Here is a 26,519-nt window from a genome sequence, read left to right on the forward strand (position 1 = left end):
CCTCGGGGTGGACGTGATTGCGGACGACGTCGTGATCACCGCAGCTTCGGGTCGAGGGCGTCGCGCAGGGCGTCGCCGATGAGGATGAAGGACAGCACCGTCAGGGACAGGAATGCGCTCGGGAACAGGATCAGGTGCGACGCGTCGCGCAACCGGTTCTGCGCCGAGTTGATCTGCAGGCCCCAGGAGATCTCGGGCAGCTGCAGGCCGATGCCGAGGAACGTCAGCGTCGCCTCGGCCGCGATCAGCGTCCCGATGTAGATCGTCGAGTAGACGAGCACCGGCGCGATGGCGTTGGGCAGGATGTGCCGGATCAGGATGCGCGGCGTGGACGCGCCCAGGGCACGGGCGGCCTGCACGTAGTCGGCGTCCTTGACCGACACCACCGTCGAGCGGACCAGCCGCATCGCGGTCATCCAGCCGAACACGATCAGGGCCAGCGACACCTCGGGCACCCCGCGGTCGGGCAGCACCGACAGCAGGATGAAGGCGCCGAGGATGAGCGGCAGGCCGTAGAAGATGTCGGTGATGCGGGCCAGGACGCTGTCCAGCCACCCGCCGTAGTAGCCGGCGATCGCGCCGACGACCACGCCGATGACCAGGGTGCCGAGCATCGACAGGAAGCCGATGGTCACCGAGACCTTGGCGCCGTAGACCACGTTCGCGTAGTAGTCGCAGCCCTGGACGTCGTAGCCGAACCAGGCGCTGCCGCTCGGGCCGTCCGCCGACCGCGACAGGTCGCAGGCGCGCGGGTCGGCGTTGGTGAACAGCTGCGGGAACAGCGCCATCACCAGGAAGACCAGCAGCAGCACCGAGCCGACGATGAAGAACGGGTTCTTCCGCAGGCTCTTCCAGGCGTCGGACCACAGACTGGCCTCGGCGATCGGCGCGGAGCCCGCGACCTCCGCCTCCAGCGTCGAGGTGACGCGCTCGGTCTGGGGCTCAGTCATAGCGGATCCTCGGGTCCAGCAGGGCGTACAGGACGTCCACCACCAGGTTGAAGAAGATGTAGAAGAAGACGAACAGCGTCACGATCCCGACGACCACCGCCCCCTCCTGGCGCAGCACCGCGTCGTACACGGCGCGGCCGAGGCCGGGGATGTTGAAGATCGACTCGGTCACGATGGCGCCGCCCATGAGCGCGCCGATGTCGGCACCGATGAAGGTCACGACCGGGATCAGGCTGTTGCGCAGGGTGTGCTTGCCGATGACGACCGAGGGCTTGAGCCCCTTCGCCCGCGCGGTGCGCACGTAGTCCTGGCGCAGGTTCTCCGCCAGGCTCGTCCGGGTCAGCCGGGCGACGTAGGCCAGGGACAGGCTGGCCAGGACCAGACCGGGCAGCACGTAGCTGTACCAGCCGTCGCCGATGCCCGACGTCGGGAACCAGCCGAACTTCAGGCCGAGGACGTACTGGGCGATGAAGCCGAGGACGAACACCGGCACCGAGACGATCAGCGTCGTCGAGACCAGCACCAGGTTGTCGAACCACGAGCCGCGGCGGATACCGGCCAGGATGCCGGCGATCAGGCCGATGACGGCCTCGAAGATGACCGCGGCGAGCGCCAGCTTCGCCGTCACGGGCAGCCGCTGCTCGATGGTGTCCGAGACGGGGCGGCCGGAGAAGTCGGTGCCGAAGTCGCCCTGGACCAGGTCGCCGACGTACTTGACGTACTGCAGCCACAGCGGGTCGTTCAGGTTGAACTCGTCCGCGAGCTGTGCCTGCACGGCCGGGGCGAGCGGCCGGTCACCGGCGAGCGCGCGGATGGGGTCGCCCGGGAGGGCGTAGACCATCGCGAAGATCAGGAACGTGGCCCCGATCAGGACCGGGATGGTGAGCAGGAGTCGCCGGGCGACGAACCGGCCCATGCACTGCCTCCTGGATGTGGGGGGTGGACGGCCCGAGGGGCCGGGCCAAGGTTAGGCGCCCTGACGCGGAGGTGCGCCCGGCCCGTCAGGACCGGACGCACCTCCGAATCAGGGGTCGTGCTCCAGCGGGACCGAGGTCAGTCGTTGACCGTGACGGCCGCCGCGTCGATGCGACCGAACGCGTTGATGATCACGTTGCTCACGCGCTCGGAGTGCGCACCCTGGTTGAGCCGGTAGAACAGCGGCGCAGCCGGGAAGTCCTCCAGCAGGATGTCCTCCGCCTCCTGGTAGGCCGTGATGGCCTCGTCGATGGACGCGGCCGAGTTACCGGCCTCCAGGGCGGCGTCGAACTCCGGGTTGCTGTAGAACGTCACGTTCGACCCGGCCGGCGGCAGCGCCGCCGTCGAGTACAGCGGGCCGAGGAAGTTCTCCATGACCGGGTAGTCCATGATCCAGCCGGAGCGGAACGGGCCGGTCATGCCCTGGGCGTCCTGCAGCGGCAGGTACTCGGCGAACTGCAGGTCGCCGCGGAGCTGGTACTCGACACCCAGGTTGGTGCGGATCTGGTTGCCGACCGCCTGCATCCACTCCTCGTGGCCGCCACCGGCGTTGAACCACAGGTCCACCGGCTGGGTGCGGTCGAAGCCGGCCTCGTCGAGGAGGCGGTTGGCCTCGTCCACGTCGAGCTCGCAGGCCTCGCACGCGTCGTCGCGGTAGCCGTCGACGACCGGGCTGACGTAGGACGTCGCCGGGGTGCGGGTGCCGTTGAAGATCGCGTCGGAGATCGACTGGCGGTCGATCGCCATCGAGAACGCCTTGCGGACGTTCGGGTCGGCGAACCGCTCGTCGTAGGTCGGGAAGCCCAGGGAGGTGATGTCACCCTGCGCCGTCTCGATGTAGCGGTCGCCGAACTCGCCCTCGGCGGACGCGATGGCGTCCGGCGGCAGGGTGTCGACGATGTCGAGCGTGCCGCCCTGCAGGTCGGTGTAGGCGGTGTTCAGCTCGGTGTAGACGACGTACCGGACGGCGTCGGCCTGGGCCTCGTCCTCACCGGCGTAGTCCTCGAACTTGGTCAGGGTGATGCCCTGGCCCTCGATGAAGGGCTCCTCGGCCTGGAACGGGCCGTTGCCGATCGGCTGCGAGCCGAACGCCTCCGGGTCGTCGAAGAAGGCCTCGGGGAGCGGGAAGAAGGCGGTGTAGCCCACCGTGGTCGGCCACTGGGCGTACGGCGCGGACAGCTTGACCTCGAAGGTCAGGTCGTCGACGACGGTCAGGCCCGACATGGCGTCGGCGGCGGGGGTGCCGCCCTCCTCGGCCTGCAGCTCGTCGTAGCCCTCGATGTTGGCGAAGAAGTAGGAGTTGCCGGCCGCGTTCGGGCTGTAGGCGTTCCAGTTCCACGCGTTCACGAAGGACTCGGCGTTGACCGGGGTGCCGTCGTGGAAGGTCCAGCCGTCCTTGAGCGTGACGGTCCAGGTGGTCTGGTCGTCGGACTCGATCGACTCGGCGACACCGTCGAAGGTGGCCTCGCTGGTCTCGTGGTCGTAGGTGACCAGACCGGTCCACAGCGTGTCGACGACCTGACCGCCCTCGGTCTCGGTCGTGTTGCCCGGGATGAGCGGGTTCTCGGGGTCGCCGATGTAGATGCTGAACTCGCCGCCGCCCGAGGCGCTGCCGCCGTCGCCGCCTTCGTCGTCGCCGCCGCCGCAGGCGGACAGCACCAGCGCGGCCGACAGCGCGGTCGCGACGAATGCACCCCTTCGCTTGGTCAACTTCACGTGCAATGCCTCCCTCGTCCCGCATCCGCGGGGGGAACGGACAGGTCCGTCCACGCCCGTGCGGGCGATCGGACGGCTGGGTTGGTCAGGAGCAGGCGCACCCGAAGGCGCCGCCTCCCCGAACGGACGGGGCGAACCCTAGGCACCCCCGGGAGGGAGCGTCCACGCTCGACACCGATTTGTGACTAAGGCTCACGATCCGCGGCACAACCGTAACTTCGCCGTCGCGCACCGCCGTCGCCGGGCAGGTCTTCCCGCCTCCGCCCCTCCCCGCCGGACGCCTTGCTGCCCGTCCCGACCTGCGGGTGTCGTCCCGGGCGTCCGGGGTACGGGACGGGGACGGCACGACGACGAAGGAGTGCGCAGATGAGCGGCATGGACAAGATGAAGAACAAGGCCGAGGAGCTCTCGGGCCGCGGGAAGGAAGCCGTCGGCGACGCCACGGACAACCGCGACCTGCAGGCCGAGGGTCAGAAGGACCAGGCCTCCGGCAACCTCAAGCAGGCCGGCGAGAAGGTCAAGGACGTCTTCAAGTAACCGCTCCTCGCCGACGCCACGACGGGCGCCGCTCCCCCACCGGGAGCGGCGCCCGTCGCGTCTCCCCGCTTTACCGCGATAAAGCAGCCCGTCGCGGGCATCAGACGGCAGGGAGCCCGCCGGCCAGGGCGTCGGCGATGCGGCGCACGAGTGCGTCCAGGTCGCGCAGGTCCGCGGCAGACACCCGGATGACCCGCCAGCCCGCCGCCACGATGCGCCCCAGCCGGACGTCGTCCTTGGCGATCTGCAGCCCCTCGAAGTGGTGCTCCCCCTCGTACTCCACCACCAGGCGCGCCTCCGGCCAGGCGAGGTCCACCCGCCCGAGCCACACGCCCCGCTCGTGGACCTCGTACTGCGGAACCGGGGGCGGAAGGCCGGCGAGTGCGCACGCCACCCGGACCCACGACTCCGGAGGCGACTCGCTCCGCCCGTCGACCAGCCCGAACGCCGTGCGGACGCGCCTGGACCGCCACGCCCCGAAGCGCTGGGCCAACCGCGGGTTCAGCTGCGCGGCGTCCACGACGCCCGCCCGCACCATGGCATCAAGGACGCCCACCGCCGTCGCCGTGGTCTCCAGCGCAGCGACGTCCCACGCGGTGCGCTCCCCGGCCGTGAAGCGGATGCCCCCGTCGTCGGTCCGGACGTCGACCGGTGACAGCGCGGACGCGTGGACGCGCACTCCCTGGGGTCCTCTCCACACCACCCCCGGAGGGACGAGGACGGTGACCCGCTCGGCGTACGCGGGCGCCGGCGCACCGAGCAACGTCGCGGCCGAGCGACCGCCCAGCACCGCCTCCGCCGGCATGAGCAACGCGGCCGCCTGGCACTTCAGGCGGTGGTCCCGAGGTAGGGAGGGGTCGGCGTAGACGCCGTGCAGCACCCGGACGTAGGGGCCGTTCTGCAGCTGGTGCCGGGTCAGCACGCCTTCCGAGACGGCGTGCGCACCCACGAAGACCCCGTGCAGGCCCTGGGAGCGGAGGAGCATCCGGGCATCCTGCTCGCCGCCGGGTCGCTACCGGAGCGGTTGTCCACAACCCCGCTTCATCGCGGTAAAGCACCCCGCTTTATCGCGGAAAGGCGGAGGTCAGAGGCGGGTGAGGAGGGCGCGGACGGCGGGGAGCAGCGGGCGGTCGGCGGGGATCCAGTCGATGGCGTCGAGCTCCTCGGCGCCCACCCACCGCAGTGCGCTGTGCTCGTGGGCCACCGGCTCCCCCGCGGCCACCCGCGCCCACCAGACCCGCATCGTCGAGGCCCCGGGCGGCCCACCGGCCACGACGCCGTCGAGCGGGACCTCACCGAGGAAGGCCTGCGGCTGGATGCGGACGCCGAGCTCCTCGGCGCACTCCCGGACCAGCGCCCCCAGGTCGGACTCCCCGCGCTCCACCTTGCCGCCGGGGAACTCCCAGCAGCCGTCGTAGGGCCCGCCGGAGCGCCGGGCCACCAGCACCCGCCGTCCGTCGACCAGCGCGGCACCGACCACCTGGACGACGTCGCGCGCCCGGGCCGACGCCGCCGCCGCGTAGGCGTCGAGGTGGGCCTGGAGCGCCCGCACGACCCGCCGCCGGACCAGGCTCTCGACCAGGCCCGCGAGCGGCCGGGGCAGCCCCGTCTCGAGGTCGACCTGCTCGTCGACCAGCGTGCCGGCGCCGGTGGCGCGGAAGCGCCGGGAGTGGACCACCCAGCGCCGCCCCGGTCCCGAGGTGAACACGTCGCGGGCGGGGCGCACCGACAGGACCTCCTCCAGCGGCCGGGCCCACGGCCGCCCGAGGTCCTGCGCCACGTCGAAGGCGACGGTCAGGGGCGCCTCCACCAGAGTGGTGAATCGCAGCCGCAGCACCGGATCAGCCAACCAGACAGGGCAGGATGGCCCTCGTGCGCATCACCGCCCGGGTCGACTACGCCGTGCGCGCCGCCCTCGAGCTGGCCGCCGCGGCACCCGACGCGCTGACCAGCGACCGCATCGCCGCGGCCCAGGGCATCCCGGCCCGCTTCCTCCAGGCGATCCTCGGCGACCTGCAGAAGGCCCGCCTGGTCACCAGCCAGCGCGGGCGCGAGGGCGGCTACCGCCTGGCGCTGCCCGCGTCGGAGATCTCGATCGCCCGCATCATGCGCGTGGAGCAGGGCTTCCTCGCCGAGGTGCACGGCCAGCGGCCGGAGGACGTCGAGTACCCGGGCACCGCCGCCACCCTGGCCAACGTGTGGGTGGCCGCGCGGGAGACCTACCGCCGGGTCCTCGAGGGCGTGACGCTGGCCGACGTCGTCAGCGGCCGGCTGCCCCCGCACGTGGCGGAGCTGGTCGAGATGGAGAACGCCTGGAAGTCGTTCGGGGACCGCTCGGAGGTCGACGCCCCCCGCGGGGTGTGAGCCGGTCCACCGCGCTCCTCCCGCGTCCTGTGGCACGATCGACGCATGACCGACCGCGGTGTGCTCCTCGTCGCACGCCTGCACGTCGATCTGGCGCTCGTCTGCAGCGCCGCCTGTCGCGCCTCGCGCTGACCCAGGACCCTCCGCGCAGCGACCGCTGCGCCCCCGATCCGGCAGCGCCCCGCCTCCCCGGCCGTCGCCGCGGGGGCCGGTGAGCGCAGGAAGAAGCCACGCGACGTGACCACCCCCACCCGTACCAGCTCACGCCCCCAGCGCGGCGAGGGCCAGTGGGCTCTGGGCTACCGGGAGCCGCTCAACCCCAACGAGCGGATGAAGAAGGACGCCGACGGGCTCACCGTCCAGCAGCGCATCCTCGACATCTACTCGAAGGCCGGCTTCGACTCGATCGACCCCGGCGACCTGCGCGGCCGGATGCGCTGGATGGGTCTCTACACCCAGCGCGCCCAGGGCATCCCCGGCGGCAAGACCGCCGTCCTGGAGCCCGAGGAGCTCGAGGACAGCTACTTCATGATGCGCGTGCGCATCGACGGCGGGCAGCTGACCAGCGACGCGCTGCGGGTCATCGGCGGCATCAGCACCGAGTTCGGCCGCGACGTCGCCGACGTCACCGACCGGCAGAACGTGCAGTACCACTGGATCCGCATCGAGGACGTGCCCGAGATCTGGCGCAGGCTGGAGTCGGTCGGCCTGTCGACGATGGAGGCCTGCGGTGACGTCCCGCGCGTCATGCTCGGCTGCCCGCTGGCCGGGATCCTCGAGGACGAGGTGCTCGACGCCACCGACGTCATCGCGCAGACCGTCGCGAAGTACGTGGGCAGCCCCGAGTTCAGCAACCTGCCGCGCAAGTGGAAGACGTCGATGTCCGGCTGCGTCGACCACTGCACCGAGCCGGAGATCGACGACGTCGCCTTCGTCGGCGTGCGCAACGAGCAGGGCGAAGCCGGCTACGACCTGTGGGTCGGCGGCGGGCTCTCCACCAACCCGAAGTTCGCCCAGCGGCTCGGCGTCTTCGTGCGCCCCGACCAGGTCACCGACGTCTGGGCGGCGTGCACCGCGGTCTTCCGCGACTACGGCTACCGCCGGCAGCGCAACCGCGCCCGCATCAAGTTCCTCATGGCCGACTGGGGCCCGGAGAAGTTCCGCCAGGTCCTGCAGGACGAGTACCTGCACGAGGCGCTGCCCGACGGTCCGGCGCCCGCGCCCGCCAAGCACGACCAGCGCGACCACGTCGGCGTCAGCAAGCAGAAGGACGGCGCCAACGCCGTCGGCTTCGCGCTGCGCACCGGGCGGATCAGCGGCTCGCTGCTGACCACGATCGCCGACCTCGCCGACGAGTACGGGCAGGGCCGGATCCGGACGACGACGCAGCAGAAGCTGGTCATCCTCGACGTGCCCGACGAGCGGGTCGAGGACCTGGTGGCGGCGCTGGCCGAGCACGACCTGCAGGTGCGGCCCAGCGCGTTCCGCCGCGGCACGATGGCCTGCACCGGCCTGGAGTTCTGCAAGCTGGCGATCGTCGAGACCAAGCAGCACGCGCAGGACCTCTACGCGGAGCTGGAGAAGCGGCTGCCCGGCTTCGACACCCCGATCGGCATCAACGTCAACGGCTGCCCGAACAGCTGCGCCCGCTTCCAGACCGCCGACATCGGCTTCAAGGGGTCGATGGTCCGCGACGCGGACGGCGAGATGGTCGAGGGCTTCCAGGTGCACCTCGGCGGTCACCTCGGCGTGGAGAAGACCTTCGGCCGCAAGTTCCGCGGCCACAAGGTGACCAAGGCCGAGACCGCCGACTACTGCGAGCGGGTGCTGCGCGGGTTCCTCGAGCGGCGGACGGAGGGCGAGTCCTTCGCCCACTACGTCTCCCGCGCCGAGGAGGACTGGCTGCTGTGACCGAGGACGCGGGCACGGGAAGGGGCCGGCAGCTGCCGGTGTTCCACTGCCCGTACTGCGGGGACGAGGAGCTGACCCCCTACGAGGGGGAGTCGGCGAGCGGCTGGCGCTGCGGCGCCTGCCTGCGGGCCTTCTCGGTCCGCCTGATCGCGACGGGGGTGCAGGAGTGACCGGTGCAGGGGTGACCGCAGCCGTCGGGGCGACCCCGGAGCTGGCGGCGGAGGCCGACGCCCGCTTCGCCGGCATCGCCGACCCCGTGGATCAGGCGCTCGCCGTGCTGCGGTGGGCCGGCGACACCTTCGGCGAGCGGTTCGCCATCACCTCGTCCATGGCCGACGGGCTGCTCGCGCACCTGGCCAGCACCGCGATCTCCGGGGTGCACGTGGTCTTCCTCGACACCGGCTACCACTTCGCCGAGACCATCGGCACCCGCGACTGGATCACCGGCGTCCTGCCGATCACCCTGGTCAACGTCACGCCCGAGCAGACCGTCGGCGAGCAGGACCTCTCCTTCGGGGCGAAGCTGCACGACCGCGATCCCGACCTGTGCTGCTCGCTGCGCAAGGTCCAGCCGCTGGCCGCCGCGCTGGCCGGCTACGCGGCCTGGGGGTCCGGCGTGCGCCGCGACGAGTCGCCGACCCGCGCGGGCACCCGGCTGGTCGACTGGGACGCCAAGCGCGGGATGGTGAAGGTCAACCCGATCGCCGCGTGGACCCAGGCCGACGTCGACGGCTACATCGCCGAGCACCAGGTGCCGGTCAACCCGCTGTTCGAGCTGGGCTACGGCTCGATCGGCTGCGAGCCCTGCACCCGCCCCGTCGCACCCGGCGAGGACCCGCGCGCCGGGCGCTGGGCCGGCCGCGGCAAGACCGAGTGCGGCCTGCACACCTGAGCCGATGCCCCGCCCACCGCGCCTCTCCCCCGACGCCGTCGCCGCCGCGCTGACGGGCCTCCCGCGGTGGTCCGGGAACGCCGACGGGCTGCGCCGCACCGTCGAGCTGCCCAGCTTCCGGGACGCCGTCGCCGCGATCGTCGCGATCGCCGACGTGGCCGAGGAGCTGGACCACCACCCCGATGTCGACCTGCGCTGGCGCACCCTGCACCTGACCCTGGTCAGCCACTCCGCCGGCGGCGTGAGCGAGCTCGACCTCGAGCTCGCCCGCCGCATCGACGCGCTGCTGCCCTAGCTGCCGACCCGGCCGCCGTCCTCCCGGAAGACGACGGCGACGCTCGGCCGCGGGAACGGCCGCGCCGCCCGCCGGTCGGGCCAGGTGCTGGCCGGCGTGTCGACCGTCGACCCGGTGAGCTCGCCCGGGTGCTGCACCGCCACGAACACCGACTTCGCGTCCGGGGAGACCAGCGGCCCGCTGCACTCCGCGCCCCGGGGCACGGTGAGGAACGCCGCCAGCCGCCCCCGCTCACGACCCGTCGTCGGCACGGCGAACAGCCCGTCGTTCGTCCCGGTGCCCTGCGGCCCGGCCAGCGCGGTGCCGTCCGTGGAGATCCACAGGTTGCCGGCCGGGTCGAACTCGAGGTTGTCCGGGCAGGAGAAGGCGCTCACCTTCGACTTTGTCGAACCCGGCGAAGAAGGTGTCGGGCTGCTGCGGGTCGCCCGCCACCAGGAAGATCCGCCACTCGAAGCGCTTCCCGGCGATCCCCTGCGTCTCCTGCCACTCGATCACGTGCCCGTGCCGGTTGGCGTGCCGTGGGTTGGCCTCGTCGGCCTTCGGGTTGCTGCCGGTCCCCCGGTTGGAGTTGTTGGTCAGCGCCGCGTACACCCGGCCGTTGACCGGGTTGACCTGGATGTCCTCCGGCCGGTCCATCTTCGTCGGCACCGCCGCCGGGTCCACGACCACCGGCGCCGCCGGGTCGGGGAAGTTCCCGGCGCGGTCGAGCTGCTTGCCCAGCCGGTCGGCGGCCAGGCGGGTGAAGGTGAGCACCCAGGCGACGTCCTTGCCCGGGACCATCGAGCGGCCGTTCTCCACCAGCGGGATCCACTGGCCGGTGCCGTCGAACTCGCCGTCGGAGGGCAGCTTCCCGCTGCCGTCGATCTCGGCGGCCGGGGAGTCCCCGATGAACCGGGCGACGTAGAGGTCACCCTCGTCCAGCAGCGTCAGGTTGTGCGCCCGTGCCGCCCGGTCGCTGCCCGGCCGGTACCTCTTCCGCGAGACGAACTTGTAGATGTAGTCGAACCGCTCGTCGTCGCCGGAGTAGGCGACCACCCGGCCGTCGTCGGCGATCTGCACGGTGGCGCCCTCGTGCTTGAACCGGCCCAGCGCCGTCCGCTTCTTCGGCGTGGAGCGGGGGTCGTAGGGGTCCACCTCGACCACCCAGCCGAAGCGGTTCACCTCGTTGGGCTCCCTGCTCAGGTCGAACCGCGGGTCGACCACGTCCCACCGGCGGCCGGCCGGCGCGGTCGTGGAGATGCCGTAGCGGGCGAGCTTGGGCTCCTTCGGGTCCTCGGTGATCGGCGTCGTCGTCCCGAAGTACTGGTTGAAGTTCTCCTCGCCGTGCAGCGTGGTGCCCCACGGGGTCATGCCGCCGGCGCAGTTGTTCAGCGTGCCGAGCACGGTGCGCCCACGCGGGTCGGCGCTCGTGCGCAGGTAGGGCGAGCCGGCGGCGGGTCCGGTGAGCTCCATCGGCGTGGCGGCGGTGATCCGGCGGTTCCGCTGGCCGTTGCGGACCGGGCGCCAGTTGCCGGAGCGGCCCTCGCGCTGCACCTCCACCACCGAGATGCCGTGCGCCATCATCGCGATGCGCTTCTGCTGGTCGGTCGTGGGCGCGGTCTCGCTCGCGACGCCGGAGAACATCAGCTGCTCGTTGGTGTACTCGTGGTTGACCACCAGCAGGAACCGGCTGCCGCCGCCGTCCAGCGGCAGGAACCCGATGTAGTCGCAGTTGTAGCCGAACTGCTTGGCCTGCGCCTCGGGCGTCTGCCGGTCGATGTCGAACTCCGGCGCGCCGCGCTCCACGGCGTCGCCCCAGCGCATCACCACCGACGCGCGGTAGCCGACGGGCACGACGAGCTCGTCGAGCTGGTTCTGCGCGACCGGCTGGAAGGTGAGCGCGCCGTCCCGGCTCCCGCCGGACGGGCGACCCGGGCGCCCGCGGTCGTGCGCGGCGGCCGGCAGCGCCGGCCCCGCCACGACCAGCAGCGCCCCGGCGCCGGCGGCCTTGAGCATGCTGCGCCGGTCGAAGGCGGTGCTCACGACGTCGGCGAACGTCGGGTTGTCCGTCTGGTTGGGGACGACGGCGTCGCAGGCGTTCCCGCACTTGTAGAAGCACGTGCTGTGGCTGCGGCTGCCGTGCCGCAGCGAGCTGAGGAGGGGCAGCAGCCCCCGGGGGCGCGGTTCCTGGACGTCGGTCATCGCAGCCTTCGCTCGGAGGGGGGCGGGTCGCTCCGACGCTAGGAAGCCGAGGGCGCGGCCGGGTGGCCGCCGGGTGAACTCCGGGGGACCGCCGGGACACGCCTCGGGTCAGCCCGGCACGGCCCGGCGCAGCGTCCGCCGGCGGACGGCGGCGACGACGAGCAGCACACCCCACAGCAGGAACCACGGATCCCAGAGGAGGACGTGCCAGCGCAACGACGACCGGTCGGCCACGTCACCGAACACCCCGGCGAGGGCGAGCCCTCCGACGAGCACCAGCAGTCCGCCGTAGAGGGCGAGCAGGCCGCCGGCGGCCACCGCGGTCCCCTCGAGCAGCCGCGGCGGCAACCGGCGGCCGAACGGCCGGACCAGGGCCAGCGCCAGGGCGCAGCCGGCCGCCTTCAGGACGACGACCCCGAGGCCGACGGCGACCGCGGCGGTGCCGCCGCGCCGGGCGAGCTCCTCCAGCGCACCGCCGACGGTGTCGAGCAGCCAGGTGCCACCGGCGGTCCAGTACGCCGTGGTCAGCGCCGAGAGCGCGGCGAGCACGGCCGCGCCGTACGCCCCGACGAGGAGGGGTGCGCGGCGCGGCACGGGTCAGCCCTCGACGGGCAGCACGAGCAGCCGGAACAGCCGGTCGGCCTCGGCGTCGGGGTCCCGGGTCAGCCCGGTGTGCACCGGCCCCGGCTGGACGACGGTGCTCCGCGGGGCGGTGAGCCAGCGGAACCGCGAGCCCAGCGCCTCGCGCCCGGCCGCGCCGGCACCCGGGTCGGCCGCGCAGACGTCGGCGGCCGCCTGCAGCGCCTTGCCGATCGCCGCGGCGTCGGCGGTCGGGTCCAGCGCCCGCAGCCGCTCGGGGTCCAGCTGCACCCGGGAGCCCAGGTAGTCGCGCTGGCGGCAGTAGACCAGGACGCCGGCGTTGAGGAACTCCCCCCGCTCGACGCGGGGCACGACGCGCAGCACCGCGTACTCGAAGGTGTCGCGGCTCATCGCTGGGTCACCCCCTCGGGTGGGGGCGGCCCCAACCACGACGGCCGGTTCTCCCCGCGCGGCGCCCGCCGGCGGCCCGCTCCCCCCGCGGCGGCCGCGGCGACCAGGCCGGGCAGCCAGGCGTCGCGCGCGGCGAGGCGGGCCAGCAGCTGCTCGGCGTACCGGGCGCGGACGGCGTCGGGCGAGTCCCCGGCCTCGGGGTCGTCCAGCCACTCGTCGGGCACCTGCTCCAGCACGCCGTCCAGCAGCCCGCGGGTGACCCGCGGGGCGAGCTCGGCGTCGGCGGACGGCACGTCGGGCTCGCACTCGACCAGCGCGTGCGTCGAGGCGTCGTAGGGCCGGGAGACGGCAGCGGCCGCACCCGCCCACGCGTGGTGGAAGGTGAGCGCCGCACCGTGGTCGATGAGCTGCAGCCGACCGTGCCAGAAGAGCATGTTGGGGTTGCGCCACGAGCGGTCGACGTTGCCGATCAGCGCGTCGAACCACAGCACCCGCCCGGCCAGCCCGCCGTCCACCCCGTCGGCGCCGGCCTCGAAGTCCAGCGCACCGGGGAGGTAGTCCAGGCCCAGGTTGCGCCCGGCCGAGCGCTGGAGCAGCTCCTGGACCTCGAAGTCCGGCTCCCCCACCGCCAGCTCCGGAGCCACGTCCACGGTGACCAGCGCCGGCACCGGCAACCCGAGCGCGCGGGCCAGCTCACCGCAGACCACCTCGGCGACCAGCACCTTCACGCCCTGCCCGGCGGCCCGCCACTTCACCACGTAGGTGCCGAGGTCGTCGGCCTCCATGAGCCCAGGCAGCGAGCCACCCTCGCGCAGCGGGGTGACGTAGCGGGTGGCGGTGACGGCGGGCAGCACAGTGCCCGGGACCCTACCGGCGCCGGCGGCGAGGAGACTGCAGGCCGTGGGCCTCCTCCGCGCGCTGTCCCCCGCCGACCTCGTCGACGCCCCGTTCACCTACGCCGAGGTCGGGGCGACCGCCGCTCCCGAGCTGCCCGCCGGGTACCACCACGCCGTGAGCACCGCCGTCGTCGGGCACGGCCGGGCGGCGTTCGAGCGGGCGGCCGCGGCGGTCCTCGACTGGCGGCAGCAGCAGGCCTCCGGGCTGCGGGTGCGGGCGACCGGACCGGCCGGCCGCCCCGGGACCGTCGTCGTCCTCACCGCCGGGCTCCCCCGTGCCGGCTACGACATCCCCTGCCGGGTGGTGTGGGCCTCGACGGAGGGCGACGAGCGCGGCTTCGCCTACGGCACGCTGCCCGGGCACCCGGAGAGCGGCGAGGAGCGGTTCACCGTCCGGCTCACCCCGGACGGGGCCGTGGTCCACGAGATCCGGGTGTTCTTCCGGCTCGCCTCCCCCGCGGCCCGCCTGGCCGGCCCGGTGAGCCTGGTGCTGCAGCGGCTGGCCACACGGCGCTACGCCGCCGCGGTGCGGGCGGCTGCGCGCGGCTGACCGCTCCACCGCCCGCAGCCCGACCGCTCCGCAGGGTGGCGCCCCGCCGCGCACCGCACCGTCCCACCCGCCGTGACGACGGCGAGCGGGGGATTCGCCCGTCCGCTCCGCCAGGGTGCCGTCGCAGACGGGCAGCACCGGCACCGGGAGGCAGTCGTGGGTTCGAGGCGCGGGACCGGGCGGCGGCCGGCGGTCGTCCACCGGCTGCGCCTGGCGCTCTCGCGGCAACCGCTCGACGTGCCGCTCGCCGTCGTCGTCGTGGCGGCGGTCGCCTGGGTGGGCGTGGTGGCGCTCCCCGCGGCGTCGAGCCGCGACGCGGCGGAGGACGCGCGCAGCGCTGCCGCGACGTCGGCGCCGGCGTCGGCGTCGGCGTCGGCGTCACCGGAGGACGTCGCCAGGGGGCCGTTCGTCCCGGAGCAGCCCCCGTCGCAGGCCGCTCCCCCCTCTTCCGTGCCGGATGCGGCCGCCGCGGCCATCGCGGCCATCGCGGCCATCGCGGCCCCGGCGGCGGAGCCGGTACCGCCGGCCGGGGGCGCCACGACCCGGGCGACCAGCACCCCGCCGCCCACCACGCGGCCGACGACCGGGACCACCGCGCCGACCTCCGCGACCGCCCCTGCCGCCCCGACGGCAGCAACCGCCGCGCCCCCGAGGAGCAGCGCACCGCCGGCGACCACCGCGCCGCCTCCCAGCAGCCCACCGACCACGTCGGCGCCGCCCACGTCGAGCGCACCCCCGACGACCACCGCGCCGCCGCCCAGCAGCCCACCGACCACGTCGGCGCCGCCCACGTCGAGCGCACCCCCGACGACCACCGCGCCGCCGCCCAGCAGCCCACCGACCACCACGGCGCCACCGACGTCGAGCGCTCCGCCCACCACGGCGCCACCGACGTCGAGCGCCCCGGCCACCACGGCACCGGCGGACCCGGCGGACCCGGCCGTCGGCGGCTAGACGTCGCGGCGTTCCAGCAGCACCGCGCCCGCGGCCCAGGCCCCGATCGCCCAGGCCGCGACGACGGCCGTGCCCACCTCCCACGACGTGGGCACGGCGAAGAACGCGTCCTGGCCGACCCGCACCATCGGGAGCGCCTGCGAGAGCCGCTCGGCCCACCGCGGCCCGGACAGGGCGAGCACCGGCGGCAGCACCAGCACCAGCGCCGCCCCCACGCCCGCCGCCCCCGCGGTCGAGCGCAGCACCGCGCCCAGCGCCACCCCCAGGACCCCGACCAGCACGGCGGCGGCCACCTGGAGGCCCAGGGTGCGCAGCACCTCCGGATCGGTCGGACCGACACCGCCCGGCACCGCGGTGAACGTGCGGGCGGCGAGGAAGCACCCCGCGGCCAGGACGGCGGCGAGCACCAGGCAGTACGCCCCCACCACGAGCGTCTTGGCCAGCAGCAGCCGGGTCCGCCGCGGGACGACGGTGAAGGTGGCGACCGCGCTGCCCGACGCGAACTCCGCGCTGACCGCGAGCACGCCGACGACGAGCAGCGCGAGCTGGCCGACGCCGAAGCCGATCAGCGCCGTCTGCACCGCCACCTCGGCCCGCTCCTCGGTGTCGGTGCTCGCCGCCGCCAGCGCGCCCACCCCGGCCACCACGACGACGAGCACGACGGTGGCCCACCAGGTGGAGCGCACCGACCAGAGCTTGGTCCACTCGCTGCGCAGCACGGCGCCGAACGGCACGCCCCGGCTCACCGGGACGCCGCCCGGTACTCGACCTCGTCGCCGGTCAGCTCCAGGTAGGCAGCCTCCAGCGAGGCGGTGACGCGGGCCAGCTCGTGCACCCGGACCCCGGCGAGGAAGGCGACGTCGCCCACCTGGTCGCAGTCCAGCCCCTCGACCCGCAGCGCGCCGTCGATCTCCAGCTCCACCACCGCGCCCGCGCGCTGCAGCGCCGAGGCCAGCAGCGGCGCCTGCGGGCTGCGCACCCGAACGGCGGCGTGCGCGCCCAGCAGCTCGGCCATCGGCAGGTCGGCGATCAGCCGGCCGCGGCCCAGGACGACGAGGTGGTCGGCGGTGTCCTCCATCTCGCTCATGAGGTGGCTGGACACGAGCACCGTGCGCCCCTCGTCGGCCAGCGCCCGCAGCAGCTCCCGCACCCAGCGGATGCCCTCGGGGTCCAGCCCGTTGACCGGCTCGTCGAGCAGCAGGACGTCGGGGTCGCCGAGGAGCGCCGCCGCGATGCCCAGCCGCTGCCCCATGCCCAGGGAGAACCCGCGCACCCGCTCGTGCGCCACGCTCTCCAGCCCGACCAGCTCCACGACGTCGTCCACCCGCGCGGCGGGCAGCCCGTTGCTCTGCGCCAGCGCCAGCAGGTGCGCGTAGGCGGTCCGCCCGGGGTGCCGCGCGCGGGGATCGATCAGCGCACCGACCCGGCGCATGGGGTGGGCCAGCTCGCGGTAGGGCCGGCCGAGCACCCGCGTCGTCCCCGACGTCGGCCGGGTCAGCCCGAGGACGCAGCGCATCGACGTCGTCTTGCCCGACCCGTTCGGGCCGAGGAAGCCGGTGACCCGGCCGGGGTGGACCGTGACCGTGAGGTCGTCGACGGCGACGCGGGAGCGGTAGTCCTTCGTCAGCCCGTCGAGCTCGATCACGGGCGACAGCATGGCCAGCCGCGCGCGCCCGGGGGAAGAGGCGCGCCCTCAGTCACCCGTGCGGGCGTCGGCGCGTTCCCGCTCGATGAGGTCCTTGCTCCGGACCAGCCGCAGCGTGGTGACCACCAGCAGGCCGCCGGCCATGTTGAGCAGCGTCGTGTACCAGAACCAGGCCAGCCAGTCGCCGTACCCGATCGCGGCCCCGGCGTGGATCGCGCCGAAGATGATCAGCGAGTCCAGGATCGAGTGGAACAGCACCAGCCCGGCCAGGACGAACGCGCCGGCGACCGCGGCGACGATCTTCCCGGTCTCGCTCTCGGCCCCCTGCTGCATGCGGGTCATCAGCGTGATGGCGCTGCCGGCGAGGAACGCCAGGGCCAGCGCCCGGCTGTCCAGCGGGGCGTCGACGAAGGAGAGCGCGGACTCGGTGGCGGTGGCGCCCAGCTCCGGGAGGGCGAGCACGACGAGCCACATGACCAGCCACCCGCCGATCAGGTTGGCCACCAGCGTGCCGCTCCACAGCTTGGCCAGCTGGCCGGGTCCGGCCCGTCCGGCCACGACGGCGGTCACCGGCACGAGGAAGCCCTCGGTGAACAGCTCGCTGCGGGCCAGCAGCAGGGCGATGAAGCCGATGGAGAACGCCAGCCCGGCCAGCAGGTGGCTGCCGGTCTCGGCGTAGACGGCCAGCAGTGCCAGCACGCCGATGCCCACCTCGAGCCCGCCGGCCAGGCCCGTGGTCAGGACCTCGCGCCAGGTGCGGTGCAGCCGCTGCGCCCCCTGGTCGACGATGCGGTCGAACGCCCGGGCGACCTCGTCCTCCTCCGGCGCGTCGGTCTCGCCCAGCTCGGTCCGCGCCTCGTCGATGGCCACCCGCAGGCGCTACCCGGGCGCTCCCCCGCCACACGTGCGGTCGCGCCCTGCCCCGGTGCACCGACAGGATGCGCCTCGTGGACCGCGCCCTGCTGGAGTACGCCGTCGAGCTCGTCGAGGAGGCCGGCGGCCTCGCCGCGCGCCGGTTCACCGAGGGGGCCCGACGGGACGGCGCCGGCGCGGCGCCGGTGGAGGTGGAGGTCGAGCAGCTGCTGCGCCGCCGGATCGCGGCCCGCTACCCGGACGACGTCGTCCTCGGGGAGGACGCGGCACCGGCGGGTGCGGGCGGCGGGCGCCGGTGGGTGCTGGACCCGATCAACGGCACCAGCCTGTTCGCCGCCCGGGTGCCGACCTTCAACGTGCTCCTCGCCGTGGAGGACGCCGACGGCCCGCTGGTGGCCGTCGTCGGCTACCCGATGAGCGACGAGGTGCTGCACGCCGCCCGGGGAGCCGGCTGCTGGCACCAGGTGGCCGGCGAACCGGCCCGGCAGGTGCGGGTCGGCGACCGCACCCGCCGGCGGGGGGCGCTGGTCGAGATGCTCAACCCGCTGGCCTGGTCGGAGGAGCTGCTGCTGGCGCTGCACCGGGAGGTGTACCTGCAGCCGTGGACCAAGGGCGACGTGGACCTGGTCACCGGCCGCGCCGACGCGCTGGTCATCGCCGGGTACCCGATCGGCTACCAGGACCTCGCCGTCCTCCCGCTGCTCGTCGGCGAGGCCGGCGGGCGGGTCACCGACCTGAACGGGCGCGACGTGCTCGGCGGCGACGGCTCCGTGCTGGCCACCAACGGCCACCTGCACGACGAGCTGCTGGAGCTGGTCGCCGGGCTCCCGCACGGCCGCGACTTCCACGCGCTGCGCGAGCCCCGCTGACCGTCAGGACGGCGCCCCGCTGGGGCCGAAGCGCTCCACCCGGATGGACTCGGCCGGCACGCCGGTGCCCACCAGCAGCTGGGTGGCCGCCTCGGCGAAGGACGCCGAGCCGCACACGTAGGTGGTCTGCCCGGGTTCCCACAGCGGCACCAGCTCGGCGGCGGTGAGCCGGCCCGCCGGGCGGATGCCGTGCGCCTCCCGGGTGAGCACGACGAGCGCTCCCGCGGCGACCAGCTCATCGGCGTAGGGCAGCTGCGCCATGGTCCGCGCCGACACCGCGATGCGGAGCAGGTCCTCACGGCCGGTGGCCCGGGCGTGCCGCAGCATCGAGATGAAGGGGACGACGCCGTACCCGCCGGCGATCAGCAGCGCGGGCGTCTCGCCGTCCCAGACGAACCAGCCGCCGATCGGGCCGCGCACCTCGAGCTCGTCGCCCGGCTCGACGACGTCGGCCAGGAAGGTGGACACCTCGCCGTCGTCCAGCCGCTCGACGAACAGCTCCACCAGCGGGTCGCCGGGAGCCGAGGCGATGGAGTACGAGCGCTGGGCGGTGTACCCGTCCTCGGCGGTGAGCCGGACGACGTAGTGCTGACCGGGCAGGTGGTCGACCCGGTCGTGCACGTCCAGCCGCAGCTCCACCGAGCGCTGGAGGGGCCGGCGGACACCGGACACGGTCGCCGTCCGCCAGCCCCCCGCCGGCGCGGACGGGACGCCGGCGCCGAGGACCTCCGGCTCAGTCACCCTGGTAGCGCTGCTGGCGCCAGGGGTCACCGAGGTCGTGGTAACCGTTCTGCTCCCAGAACCCCTGCTGGTCGCGGGTCAGCAGCGTCAGCTTCGTGACCCACTTGGCGCTCTTCCAGAAGTACAGGTGCGGCACGAGGAGCCGGACCGGGCCGCCGTGCTCGATCGGCAGCGGCTTGCCGTCGTACTCCCACACCACCCACGCCTTGCCGCCGGTGACGTGCTCGAGCGGCAGGTTGGTGGTGTAGCCGGTCTTCGACGTCGCCATCACGAAGTGCGCGTCGGCCGTGGGGCGGGCGGCCTCCAGCAACGTGTCGACGCTGACCCCGGCGAACCAGGTGTCGAACTTCGACCACGTGGTGACGCAGTGGATGTCGCCGCGGTACTCCGACCGCGGGAGGGCGTGCGCCTCGTCCCACGTCCAGGTGGTGGGCTCCTCGACGTGGCCGTCGACGGTCATCGTCCAGGTCTCGGGAGCGATCCGCGGGGTCGGCTCGGCGGTGAGCACCGGCCAGTCGGCCCCGACGTCGTACTGGCCCGGAGGGAGGCGCGGATCGCGCTCCCGGCGGCGTCCGAGGAAGCCTCGCGTGGGTGTCGGCATGGTGTCCTCTCTCCCCCCGTCCCGCGACGGGCGACCGCACGGACGTGGACCACCGCTCAGTCAACGGGGCCCCTGGCCGGTAAGGCAATCCTTACGAGAGGCGTGTCACCTCGCGTTAACGTGGTGGCTCGACGGGAAGAGTCATAGCTTTGTCGCCGTGGTCACGGTGACGGACTCGACGCAGCGCAGGACACCGAAGGCGGCGAAGACCAACTCGGTCTTCAAGAAGGCCGTCATGGCGATCAGCGGCATCATCCTGGTGCTCTACCTGATCGCGCACATGATCGGGAACCTGAAGGCCTTCGCCGGCGCGGAGGACTTCAACCACTACTCCCACTGGCTGCGCACCATCGGGAACCCGGCCCTGCCGGGCGCCACCGCGCTGTGGCTGATCCGCATCGTGCTGCTCGTCGCCGTCGTGGCGCACATCTGGGCGGCTGTCTCGCTGTGGCGCCAGGCCCGGCGCGCCCGCCCCGAGCGGTACGTCACGAAGAAGGCCGTGGCCCAGAGCTACGCCTCGCGGACGATGCGCTGGGGCGGCGTCATCATCCTGGCGTTCGTCATCTTCCACATCCTCGACCTGACCCTGGGCGCGGTGAACTCCGCCGGCTCCGACGGCGAGCCGTACGACCGGCTGCTGGCCAGCTTCCAGAACCCCGTCGTGACGATCTTCTACGCGGTCGCGGTGATCCTCGTGGGCATGCACCTGCGCCACGGCATCTGGAGCGCGACCCAGACCCTGGGGCAGAGCAACCGCCGGCGCGAGCTGACCGTGAACTACACCGCCACCGCGATCGCCACCGTGCTCACCGTCGGCTTCCTGCTCACGCCCTTCGCCGTCCTCTTCGGTCTGATCGACTAAGGAACCCAGGCATGCCTCTCGACCTCTTCACCGTCGGCGACCCGATCGCCGACACCAAGGCGCCCACGGACGTCCCGATCGGCGAGCGCTGGAGCGAGCGCAAGTTCCGCGGCCGGCTGGTCAACCCGGCCAACCGCCGGAAGATGACGATCATCGTCGTCGGCACCGGCCTGGCCGGCGGCTCGGCCGCCGCCACGCTCGGCGAGGCCGGCTACAAGGTCAAGTCGTTCTGGTACCAGGACAGCCCGCGCCGCGCGCACAGCGTCGCGGCGCAGGGTGGCATCAACGCCGCGAAGAACTACCGCAACGACGGCGACAGCGTGCACCGGCTGTTCTACGACACGGTCAAGGGTGGCGACTTCCGCGCCCGCGAGAACAACGTGCACCGCCTCGCCGAGGTCAGCGTCAACATCATCGACCAGGCGGTCGCGCAGGGCGTGCCCTTCGCCCGCGAGTACGGCGGCCTGCTCGACAACCGCTCCTTCGGCGGCACCCAGGTCTCGCGCACCTTCTACGCCCGCGGCCAGACGGGCCAGCAGCTGCTCTACGGCGCCTACCAGGCCCTGGAGCGGCAGATCGCCGCCGGCACCGTCGAGCAGCACGCCCGCACCGAGATGCTCGACCTGATCGTGGTCGACGGGCGCGCCCGCGGCATCGTCGCCCGCGACCTGGTCACCGGGGAGCTGAGCACGCACTTCGCCGACGCGGTGGTGCTGGCCACCGGCGGCTACGGCAACGTCTTCTACCTCTCCACCAACGCCATGGGCTCCAACACCACGGCGATCTGGCGGGCGCACAAGCGGGGCGCGTACTTCGCCAACCCCTGCTACACGCAGATCCACCCGACCTGCATCCCGGTCAAGGGCGACTACCAGTCCAAGCTGACCCTGATGTCGGAGTCGCTGCGCAACGACGGCCGCGTGTGGGTGCCCAAGGAGCGCGGCGACACCCGCGACCCGCGGCAGATCCCCGAGGCCGAACGCGACTACTACCTCGAGCGGATCTACCCCTCCTTCGGCAACCTGGTCCCGCGCGACATCGCGTCCCGCGCGGCCAAGAACGTCTGCGACGAGGGCCGCGGCGTGGGCCCCGGCGGGCTCGGCGTCTACCTGGACTTCGCCGAGGCGATCGAGCGTCTCGGCCGCCCGGCCGTCGAGGCCAAGTACGGCAACCTCTTCGACATGTACGCCCAGATCACGGGCGAGGACCCCTACTCGGTGCCGATGCGGATCTACCCCGCCGTGCACTACACGATGGGCGGCCTCTGGGTGGACTACGACCTGCAGTCCTCGATCCCGGGCATGTTCGTGATCGGCGAGGCGAACTTCTCCGACCACGGCGCCAACCGGCTCGGCGCCAGCGCCCTGATGCAGGGGCTCGCGGACGGCTACTTCGTGCTGCCGGCCACGATCACCGACTACCTGGCCGACGCGCCGTTCGAGCAGATCGACGACTCGCACCCGGCGGCGGTCGAGGCGCTGCAGGGCGTGCAGGAGCAGGTGCAGAAGCTGCTCAGCATCAACGGCACCCGCACCCCCGCGTCCTTCCACCGCGAGCTCGGCAAGCTCATGTGGGACCTGTGCGGCATGGAGCGGACCGACGAGGGCCTGCGCAAGGCCCTCGACCGGATCCCCGAGATCCGCCAGGAGTTCTGGACCAACGTCAAGGTGTCCGGCGACTGGCACTCCTTCAACCAGACCCTGGAGATGGCCGGCCGGGTCGCCGACTTCATCGAGCTCGCCGAGCTCATGTGCGTCGACGCCCTGCACCGCCGCGAGAGCTGCGGCGGCCACTTCCGCGCGGAGAGCCAGACCCCCGACGGCGAGGCGCTCCGCGACGACGAGAACTTCGCCTACGTCGCCGCCTGGGAGTGGACGCCGGAAGGCCAGCCTCCCGTCCTGCACCGGGAAGCCCTCGAGTACGAGTACGTCCACCTCGCCCAGCGGAGCTACAAGTGACCATCACCGATCAGGGCCCGCACTCGGCTCCGGCCGGCACGCAGGAGAAGCGCGGCATGAACCTGACCCTGCGGGTCTGGCGCCAGAAGGGGCCGCAGGTCAAGGGGAAGATGGTGACCTACAAGGTCACCGACATCTCCCCCGACATGTCCTTCCTCGAGATGCTCGACGTCCTCAACGAGCAGCTCATCGAGCAGGGCGACGACCCGGTCGCCTTCGACCACGACTGCCGCGAGGGCATCTGCGGCATGTGCGGTCTCATGATCAACGGGCAGGCGCACGGTCCTCAGCAGACCACCACCTGCCAGCTGCACATGCGCTCGTTCAAGGACGGCGACTCGATCGACATCGAGCCGTGGCGTGCCTCCGCCTTCCCGGTGATCAAGGACCTCGCCGTCGACCGGCGGGCGTTCGACCGGATCATCCAGGCCGGTGGCTACATCTCGGTCCCGACCGGAACCGCCCCCGAGGCGCACTCGGTCCCGGTGCCGAAGAAGGACGCCGACAACGCGTTCGACGCCGCCACCTGCATCGGCTGCGGCGCCTGCGTCGCGGCCTGCCCGAACGCCTCGTCGATGCTGTTCACCGCCGCCAAGGTCACCCACCTCGGGCTGCTCCCCCAGGGCCAGCCCGAGCGCAACGACCGCGTGGTCAACATGGTGGCGCAGCAGGACCGCGAGGGCTTCGGCGGCTGCACCAACATCGGCGAGTGCTCCGCCGCCTGCCCGAAGGGCATCTCGATGGAGACCATCTCGCGGCTCAACCACGACCTGCTCGGGGCCCTGCGCGCCGGAGCCCGCCCGAAGAGCTAGAGCACCAGGCACCGCTGACGACGGGCGGGGATCCCACGAACGGGATCCCCGCCCGTCGCAGTTCCCGGCCCTGCTAGGTTCGCCGTATGAACTCAGACTCGTGGGGCGAGCCGCGCTCGCGCACCGTCACCTGGCACGACCCGATGCTCACCGCGGCCGGCGCCGCGAAGCTGTCCGGGCTCGCGGCCATGGAGGCCATCCGCGACGGCGTGCTGCCCCCTCCCCCCATCGCCATGCTGGTGCAGATGGGCATCACCTCGGTCGAGGAGGGCCGGGTGGAGTTCACCTGCGCCGTCGACGAGTCGGTCTACAACCCGATCGGCGTGGTCCACGGTGGTCTGGTGTGCACGGTCCTCGACACCGTCGCCGGGTGCGCGGTGCACACCACGCTCCCGGCGGGTGTCGGCTACACCTCGATCGAGCTCAAGGTCAGCTACCTGCGCGCGGTCGAGGTCGGCTCCGGACCGCTCACCGCGACCGGCCGGGTGGTGAAGCCGGGCCGCCGGGTTGCCTTCGCCGAGGGCGAGGTGACCGACGCCGCGGGCCGCACGGTGGCCACGGCCTCCAGTTCGCTGCTGGTGTTCCCCCTGCCGCGGGTCTAGCTCAGCCGGCGGGGACGGTCGAGCGGGCGTCCAGCCACGACTCCAGCTGGGCGGCCGGCAGCGGGCGGCTGAGGTGGTAGCCCTGGACGACGTCGCAGCCGATGCTGGCCAGCGCGTCGACGGTGTCCTGGTCCTCGGCGCCCTCGGCCACGAGCACCAGCCCGAGGGCGTGCGCCAGCTGCAGCGTGGAGGTCACGATCGACTCGGCCCGCGCGCTGCCGGTGAGCGCGGACACGAAGGTGCGGTCGAGCTTCAGCTCGGTCACGGGCAGCGACGCCAGGTAGGCCAGGCTCGAGTAGCCGGTGCCGTAGTCGTCGATGGCCACGCCCACGCCGTCGTCGCGGAGGCGGGACAGCACGCGCACGGCCCGCTCCCGGTCCTCCATGAGCAGGCTCTCGGTGACCTCCAGGACCAGCGCGGAGGCCGGCAGGCCGTGCGCGGCCAGCAGCCCCCGGACCTGGTCGGGGAACTGCTCGTCGACCAGGTTGGACGGGCTGACGTTGACCGCCATGGTGAGCTGCCGCCCCGCGTCCGCCCAGGCCCGGCACTGCGCCAGGGCCATGTCGACCACGCGGCTGGTGAGCTGGGCCATGAGACCGGCGGACTCGGCCAGCTCGAGGAAGGCGTCGGGGAACAGCAGCCCCCGGGTCGGGTGCTGCCAGCGGACCAGCGCCTCGACGCCGTCGACCGCGCCGGTGGGCAGCGCGAGCTTGGGCTGGTAGTGCAGCACCAGCTCGCCCTGCTCCAGCGCCCGGCGCAGCTGGGCGACGTCCTCCAGCCGGTGCCGGCCGTGCCCGTCGCGGGCCTCGTCGTAGACGGCGACGCCGCTGCGCCCGGCCTTGGCCGAGTACATGGCCAGGTCGGCCAGCTGCAGGAGCTCCGCTGCGCTCGCCGAGTCGCCGGGGCCGACCGCGATGCCGATGCTGGCGTCGACGCTCAGCCCCATGCCGGCGAAGCGGAACGGGCGCTGCAGCCGTTCCCGCAGGCGCTCCGCCAGCCGGCGGGCGCCCTCGGCGTCGAGGTCCTCGGCCAGGACGACGAACTCGTCGCCGCCCAGGCGGGCCAGCAGGTCGCCCTCGCGCAGGTGGCTGCGCAGCCGCGGGCCGACCCGGCGCAGCAGCGCGTCACCCACCGCGTGGCCGAGTGAGTCGTTGATCTCCTTGAACCGGTCGAGGTCGAGCACGAGGACGGCGGTCTGCGCCCCGGTGGCCAGCCGGGCGTCCAGGGTGTCGAGGGCCTCGAACACCGAGCGCCGGTTGGGCAGCCCGGTCAGCTCGTCGGTGCGTGCCTGGCGGCGGCTGTCGGCCAGGGCCTTGACGTCGCGGTAGGTGAGCCCCGCCCGGCCGAGCGCGGCCAGGACGGCGACGAGGGCGAGGACGCCGGCCAGCGGGTCACCGCCGCTCATGTAGCCGCGGAACAGCAGCGCGAGTGCCACCAGCGCGCACACGGTGGGGAGCACCAGCGCACCGCGCCCCTCGACGCGGGTGCCGGCGCCGAGGCGGGCCCGCTGGGTCGCGGCCATGCCGCAGCAGACGAACGCCAGACCCCAGGCGATGTCGAGCGGTCCACCGACCCGGTAGGTGCCGTGCGCCAGCTGGAAGGCGTAGACGGTGTCGGTGGTGACGAAGAGCGTGAGCCCCGCGGTGACCCACCACCAGCCCGGGCCCGCGCCCCGGCCGATGAGGGTGAGCGCGGCGGCCACCAGGCTGAGCAGCAGCAGGTCGCCGATCGGGTAGGCGAGGCCGGTGGCCACGACCAGCGGGTCCCCGCTGGCGGCCCGCAGCTGGGCGCCGAAGCCGGCGGCCGACGCCACGGCGGCGGCGGTGCACGCGGTCACGACCACGTCGAGGCCCGTGCTCGGCGTCAGCCTCCGGACCCGGGAGCGCAGCATGAGGAAGAAGGCGGTGAAGGCCAGCGGGTAGAAGCCCATGTAGCCGAGGTCGGCCCACGACGGGTGCGGCACCACGTCCTGGCCCCGGTAGTGGAACTCGTAGGTGGCGGCGCCGCCGAGGTAGGAGCCCACCGCGGCGGAGAACAGCCACCAGGCGGTGCGGTCCCCGTGCGCGCCGTGCGCGCGCACGGCCAGGACCAGGGTCGCGCCGGCGAGGAAGACGAGCTTGCCCTGGGCGGCGAGCAGGTCACCGACCGCGGCGACCCCGGCGGCCGCCAGGGCCAGGGCCAGCACCCAGGCGCCGACGAAGCCGGCGGCGAGCACGCGGGCGGCGCGCAACGACCCGTCGCCCTCGCGCTGCCGGGCGGTCGGGTCCTCCAGGACCTCCGCGGTGCGTTCCCCCATGCCCGCTCCATCGGCGCCGGTCCCTGTGCTCTGGAGCACACGAGCCCGC

The 26,519-nt window shown here is 73.4% G+C and carries 29 protein-coding genes; 12 read left to right on the top strand and 17 right to left on the bottom strand.

The features are described 5' to 3' along the window. Nucleotides 1-35 precede the first annotated feature (35 nt). The 3 genes from DQ241_RS08370 to DQ241_RS08380 form a co-directional block, all read right to left on the bottom strand. Nucleotides 36-950, bottom strand: a complete 915-nt coding sequence (locus DQ241_RS08370; protein ID WP_113829713.1) for an ABC transporter permease — start codon at nt 948-950, stop codon at nt 36-38. After that, entirely contained in the window at nt 943-1,866 is a 924-nt protein-coding gene (locus tag DQ241_RS08375) for an ABC transporter permease (protein WP_113829714.1), read from the bottom strand. Before DQ241_RS08375 ends, DQ241_RS08370 begins: the two co-directional genes overlap by 8 nt. A gap of 137 nt (nt 1,867-2,003) precedes the next feature. After that, complete coding sequence (locus tag DQ241_RS08380) at nt 2,004-3,641, bottom strand: ABC transporter substrate-binding protein (RefSeq protein WP_113829715.1); 1,638 nt, start codon at nt 3,639-3,641, stop codon at nt 2,004-2,006. A gap of 366 nt (nt 3,642-4,007) precedes the next feature. Here DQ241_RS08380 and DQ241_RS08385 point away from each other — a divergent pair, with 366 nt between their 5' ends. Further along, the gene (locus tag DQ241_RS08385) at nt 4,008-4,178 is read left to right on the top strand and encodes a CsbD family protein (RefSeq protein ID WP_113829716.1); all 171 of its coding nucleotides are present in this window, start codon (nt 4,008-4,010) and stop codon (nt 4,176-4,178) included. Nucleotides 4,179-4,278: 100 nt separating this feature from the next. Here the strand turns inward: DQ241_RS08385 and DQ241_RS08390 are convergent, their stop codons facing one another. Together DQ241_RS08390 and DQ241_RS08395 are read right to left on the bottom strand one after the other, a co-directional pair. Next, nucleotides 4,279-5,163: a hypothetical protein gene (locus DQ241_RS08390; RefSeq protein WP_113829717.1), complete on the bottom strand. Its 885-nt coding sequence runs from the start codon at nt 5,161-5,163 to the stop codon at nt 4,279-4,281. Between the two features lie 99 nt (nt 5,164-5,262). After that, entirely contained in the window at nt 5,263-6,015 is a 753-nt protein-coding gene (locus DQ241_RS08395; protein ID WP_113829718.1) for a (deoxy)nucleoside triphosphate pyrophosphohydrolase, read from the bottom strand. Nucleotides 6,016-6,041: 26 nt separating this feature from the next. On the opposite strand from DQ241_RS08395, the gene DQ241_RS08400 reads away from it, so the two are divergent. From DQ241_RS08400 to DQ241_RS08420, 5 genes are all read left to right on the top strand, one after another. Beyond that, nucleotides 6,042-6,542: an Rrf2 family transcriptional regulator gene (locus DQ241_RS08400; RefSeq protein WP_370444373.1), complete on the top strand. Its 501-nt coding sequence runs from the start codon at nt 6,042-6,044 to the stop codon at nt 6,540-6,542. A 237-nt stretch (nt 6,543-6,779) separates the two neighbouring features. Next, the gene (locus DQ241_RS08405) at nt 6,780-8,453 is read left to right on the top strand and encodes a nitrite/sulfite reductase (RefSeq protein ID WP_113829720.1); all 1,674 of its coding nucleotides are present in this window, start codon (nt 6,780-6,782) and stop codon (nt 8,451-8,453) included. Continuing rightward, the gene (locus DQ241_RS08410) at nt 8,450-8,623 is read left to right on the top strand and encodes a hypothetical protein (protein ID WP_199584215.1); all 174 of its coding nucleotides are present in this window, start codon (nt 8,450-8,452) and stop codon (nt 8,621-8,623) included. The genes DQ241_RS08405 and DQ241_RS08410 overlap by 4 nt, the downstream gene beginning before the upstream one ends. 11 nt (nt 8,624-8,634) lie before the next feature. Then, nucleotides 8,635-9,345, top strand: coding sequence for a phosphoadenylyl-sulfate reductase (locus tag DQ241_RS08415; RefSeq protein WP_113829721.1), 711 nt, complete (start codon nt 8,635-8,637; stop codon nt 9,343-9,345). A gap of 4 nt (nt 9,346-9,349) precedes the next feature. After that, complete coding sequence (locus tag DQ241_RS08420; protein ID WP_113829722.1) at nt 9,350-9,640, top strand: 4a-hydroxytetrahydrobiopterin dehydratase; 291 nt, start codon at nt 9,350-9,352, stop codon at nt 9,638-9,640. Here the strand turns inward: DQ241_RS08420 and DQ241_RS20850 are convergent. The 5 genes from DQ241_RS20850 to DQ241_RS08440 all read right to left on the bottom strand — a co-directional run bounded on the left by DQ241_RS20850 (nt 9,637) and on the right by DQ241_RS08440 (nt 13,665). Continuing rightward, entirely contained in the window at nt 9,637-9,963 is a 327-nt protein-coding gene (locus DQ241_RS20850; protein WP_370444375.1) for an alkaline phosphatase PhoX, read from the bottom strand. The genes DQ241_RS08420 and DQ241_RS20850 overlap by 4 nt on opposite strands. Continuing rightward, nucleotides 9,872-11,821, bottom strand: a complete 1,950-nt coding sequence (locus DQ241_RS08425) for a PhoX family phosphatase (RefSeq protein ID WP_199584217.1) — start codon at nt 11,819-11,821, stop codon at nt 9,872-9,874. The genes DQ241_RS20850 and DQ241_RS08425 overlap by 92 nt, the downstream gene beginning before the upstream one ends. A 108-nt stretch (nt 11,822-11,929) precedes the next feature. Continuing rightward, the gene (locus DQ241_RS08430) at nt 11,930-12,415 is read right to left on the bottom strand and encodes a DUF3995 domain-containing protein (protein ID WP_113829723.1); all 486 of its coding nucleotides are present in this window, start codon (nt 12,413-12,415) and stop codon (nt 11,930-11,932) included. Between the two features lie 3 nt (nt 12,416-12,418). After that, nucleotides 12,419-12,811, bottom strand: a complete 393-nt coding sequence (locus tag DQ241_RS08435; RefSeq protein WP_113829724.1) for a DUF3037 domain-containing protein — start codon at nt 12,809-12,811, stop codon at nt 12,419-12,421. After that, complete coding sequence (locus DQ241_RS08440) at nt 12,808-13,665, bottom strand: HipA family kinase (RefSeq protein WP_113829725.1); 858 nt, start codon at nt 13,663-13,665, stop codon at nt 12,808-12,810. The genes DQ241_RS08435 and DQ241_RS08440 overlap by 4 nt, the downstream gene beginning before the upstream one ends. A 46-nt stretch (nt 13,666-13,711) precedes the next feature. Between DQ241_RS08440 and DQ241_RS08445 the strand changes: the two genes are divergently transcribed. After that, a complete protein-coding gene (locus tag DQ241_RS08445) occupies nt 13,712-14,257 on the top strand; it encodes a DUF1990 family protein (protein ID WP_113829726.1) in 546 nt (181 codons plus the stop codon). Here DQ241_RS08445 and DQ241_RS08450 read toward each other — a convergent pair. The 4 genes from DQ241_RS08450 to DQ241_RS08465 are packed head-to-tail and all read right to left on the bottom strand — an operon-like array spanning nt 14,221 to nt 17,726. Then, entirely contained in the window at nt 14,221-15,168 is a 948-nt protein-coding gene (locus tag DQ241_RS08450; RefSeq protein ID WP_147252349.1) for a hypothetical protein, read from the bottom strand. The genes DQ241_RS08445 and DQ241_RS08450 overlap by 37 nt on opposite strands. A gap of 39 nt (nt 15,169-15,207) precedes the next feature. Then, a complete protein-coding gene (locus DQ241_RS08455; protein WP_113829728.1) occupies nt 15,208-15,957 on the bottom strand; it encodes an ABC transporter permease in 750 nt (249 codons plus the stop codon). Next, nucleotides 15,954-16,856 carry an ABC transporter ATP-binding protein gene (locus DQ241_RS08460; protein ID WP_113829729.1) on the bottom strand — a complete coding sequence of 301 codons (903 nt, stop codon included), beginning with the start codon at nt 16,854-16,856 and terminating at the stop codon, nt 15,954-15,956. Before DQ241_RS08460 ends, DQ241_RS08455 begins: the two co-directional genes overlap by 4 nt. A 48-nt stretch (nt 16,857-16,904) precedes the next feature. Beyond that, nucleotides 16,905-17,726, bottom strand: a complete 822-nt coding sequence (locus DQ241_RS08465) for a formate/nitrite transporter family protein (RefSeq protein WP_113829730.1) — start codon at nt 17,724-17,726, stop codon at nt 16,905-16,907. Nucleotides 17,727-17,803: 77 nt separating this feature from the next. Between DQ241_RS08465 and DQ241_RS08470 the strand changes: the two genes are divergently transcribed. Then, the gene (locus tag DQ241_RS08470; protein ID WP_158545901.1) at nt 17,804-18,598 is read left to right on the top strand and encodes an inositol monophosphatase family protein; all 795 of its coding nucleotides are present in this window, start codon (nt 17,804-17,806) and stop codon (nt 18,596-18,598) included. Between the two features lie 3 nt (nt 18,599-18,601). On the opposite strand, the gene DQ241_RS08475 is transcribed toward DQ241_RS08470, so the two are convergent. Together DQ241_RS08475 and DQ241_RS08480 are read right to left on the bottom strand one after the other, a co-directional pair. After that, nucleotides 18,602-19,339 carry an FAD-binding oxidoreductase gene (locus tag DQ241_RS08475; protein ID WP_113829732.1) on the bottom strand — a complete coding sequence of 246 codons (738 nt, stop codon included), beginning with the start codon at nt 19,337-19,339 and terminating at the stop codon, nt 18,602-18,604. Next, complete coding sequence (locus DQ241_RS08480) at nt 19,332-19,940, bottom strand: sulfite oxidase-like oxidoreductase (RefSeq protein ID WP_113829733.1); 609 nt, start codon at nt 19,938-19,940, stop codon at nt 19,332-19,334. The genes DQ241_RS08475 and DQ241_RS08480 overlap by 8 nt, the downstream gene beginning before the upstream one ends. Before the next feature lie 157 nt (nt 19,941-20,097). On the opposite strand from DQ241_RS08480, the gene DQ241_RS08485 reads away from it, so the two are divergent. From DQ241_RS08485 to DQ241_RS08500, 4 genes are all read left to right on the top strand, one after another. Further along, the gene (locus DQ241_RS08485) at nt 20,098-20,802 is read left to right on the top strand and encodes a succinate dehydrogenase cytochrome b subunit (RefSeq protein ID WP_113829734.1); all 705 of its coding nucleotides are present in this window, start codon (nt 20,098-20,100) and stop codon (nt 20,800-20,802) included. An 11-nt stretch (nt 20,803-20,813) separates the two neighbouring features. Next, nucleotides 20,814-22,760 carry a fumarate reductase/succinate dehydrogenase flavoprotein subunit gene (locus DQ241_RS08490; RefSeq protein ID WP_113829735.1) on the top strand — a complete coding sequence of 649 codons (1,947 nt, stop codon included), beginning with the start codon at nt 20,814-20,816 and terminating at the stop codon, nt 22,758-22,760. Beyond that, complete coding sequence (locus DQ241_RS08495) at nt 22,757-23,572, top strand: succinate dehydrogenase/fumarate reductase iron-sulfur subunit (protein WP_233492317.1); 816 nt, start codon at nt 22,757-22,759, stop codon at nt 23,570-23,572. Before DQ241_RS08490 ends, DQ241_RS08495 begins: the two co-directional genes overlap by 4 nt. Before the next feature lie 86 nt (nt 23,573-23,658). Next, a complete protein-coding gene (locus DQ241_RS08500; RefSeq protein ID WP_113829736.1) occupies nt 23,659-24,174 on the top strand; it encodes a PaaI family thioesterase in 516 nt (171 codons plus the stop codon). A 1-nt stretch (nt 24,175) separates the two neighbouring features. On the opposite strand, the gene DQ241_RS08505 is transcribed toward DQ241_RS08500, so the two are convergent. After that, nucleotides 24,176-26,470, bottom strand: a complete 2,295-nt coding sequence (locus DQ241_RS08505) for a bifunctional diguanylate cyclase/phosphodiesterase (RefSeq protein WP_113829737.1) — start codon at nt 26,468-26,470, stop codon at nt 24,176-24,178. Between the last annotated feature and the right edge of the window lie 49 nt (nt 26,471-26,519).

It is taken from the genome of Blastococcus sp. TF02A-30, assembly GCF_003319185.1.
GTDB lineage: Bacteria > Actinomycetota > Actinomycetes > Mycobacteriales > Geodermatophilaceae > Blastococcus.

What these genes read in the sequence shown, in the direction of transcription:
- DQ241_RS08370 (WP_113829713.1), bottom strand. Translation starts at nt 950, where the DNA reads ATGACTGAGCCCCAGACCGAGCGCGTCACCTCGACGCTGGAGGCGGAG.
- DQ241_RS08375 (WP_113829714.1), bottom strand. Translation starts at nt 1,866, where the DNA reads ATGGGCCGGTTCGTCGCCCGGCGACTCCTGCTCACCATCCCGGTCCTG.
- DQ241_RS08385 (WP_113829716.1), top strand. Translation starts at nt 4,008, where the DNA reads ATGAGCGGCATGGACAAGATGAAGAACAAGGCCGAGGAGCTCTCGGGC.
- DQ241_RS08390 (WP_113829717.1), bottom strand. Translation starts at nt 5,163, where the DNA reads ATGCTCCTCCGCTCCCAGGGCCTGCACGGGGTCTTCGTGGGTGCGCAC.
- DQ241_RS08400 (WP_370444373.1), top strand. Translation starts at nt 6,042, where the DNA reads ATGGCCCTCGTGCGCATCACCGCCCGGGTCGACTACGCCGTGCGCGCC.
- DQ241_RS08420 (WP_113829722.1), top strand. Translation starts at nt 9,350, where the DNA reads ATGCCCCGCCCACCGCGCCTCTCCCCCGACGCCGTCGCCGCCGCGCTG.
- DQ241_RS08425 (WP_199584217.1), bottom strand. Translation starts at nt 11,821, where the DNA reads ATGACCGACGTCCAGGAACCGCGCCCCCGGGGGCTGCTGCCCCTCCTC.
- DQ241_RS08435 (WP_113829724.1), bottom strand. Translation starts at nt 12,811, where the DNA reads ATGAGCCGCGACACCTTCGAGTACGCGGTGCTGCGCGTCGTGCCCCGC.
- DQ241_RS08480 (WP_113829733.1), bottom strand. Translation starts at nt 19,940, where the DNA reads ATGCCGACACCCACGCGAGGCTTCCTCGGACGCCGCCGGGAGCGCGAT.
- DQ241_RS08490 (WP_113829735.1), top strand. Translation starts at nt 20,814, where the DNA reads ATGCCTCTCGACCTCTTCACCGTCGGCGACCCGATCGCCGACACCAAG.
- DQ241_RS08500 (WP_113829736.1), top strand. Translation starts at nt 23,659, where the DNA reads ATGAACTCAGACTCGTGGGGCGAGCCGCGCTCGCGCACCGTCACCTGG.
- DQ241_RS08505 (WP_113829737.1), bottom strand. Translation starts at nt 26,470, where the DNA reads ATGGGGGAACGCACCGCGGAGGTCCTGGAGGACCCGACCGCCCGGCAG.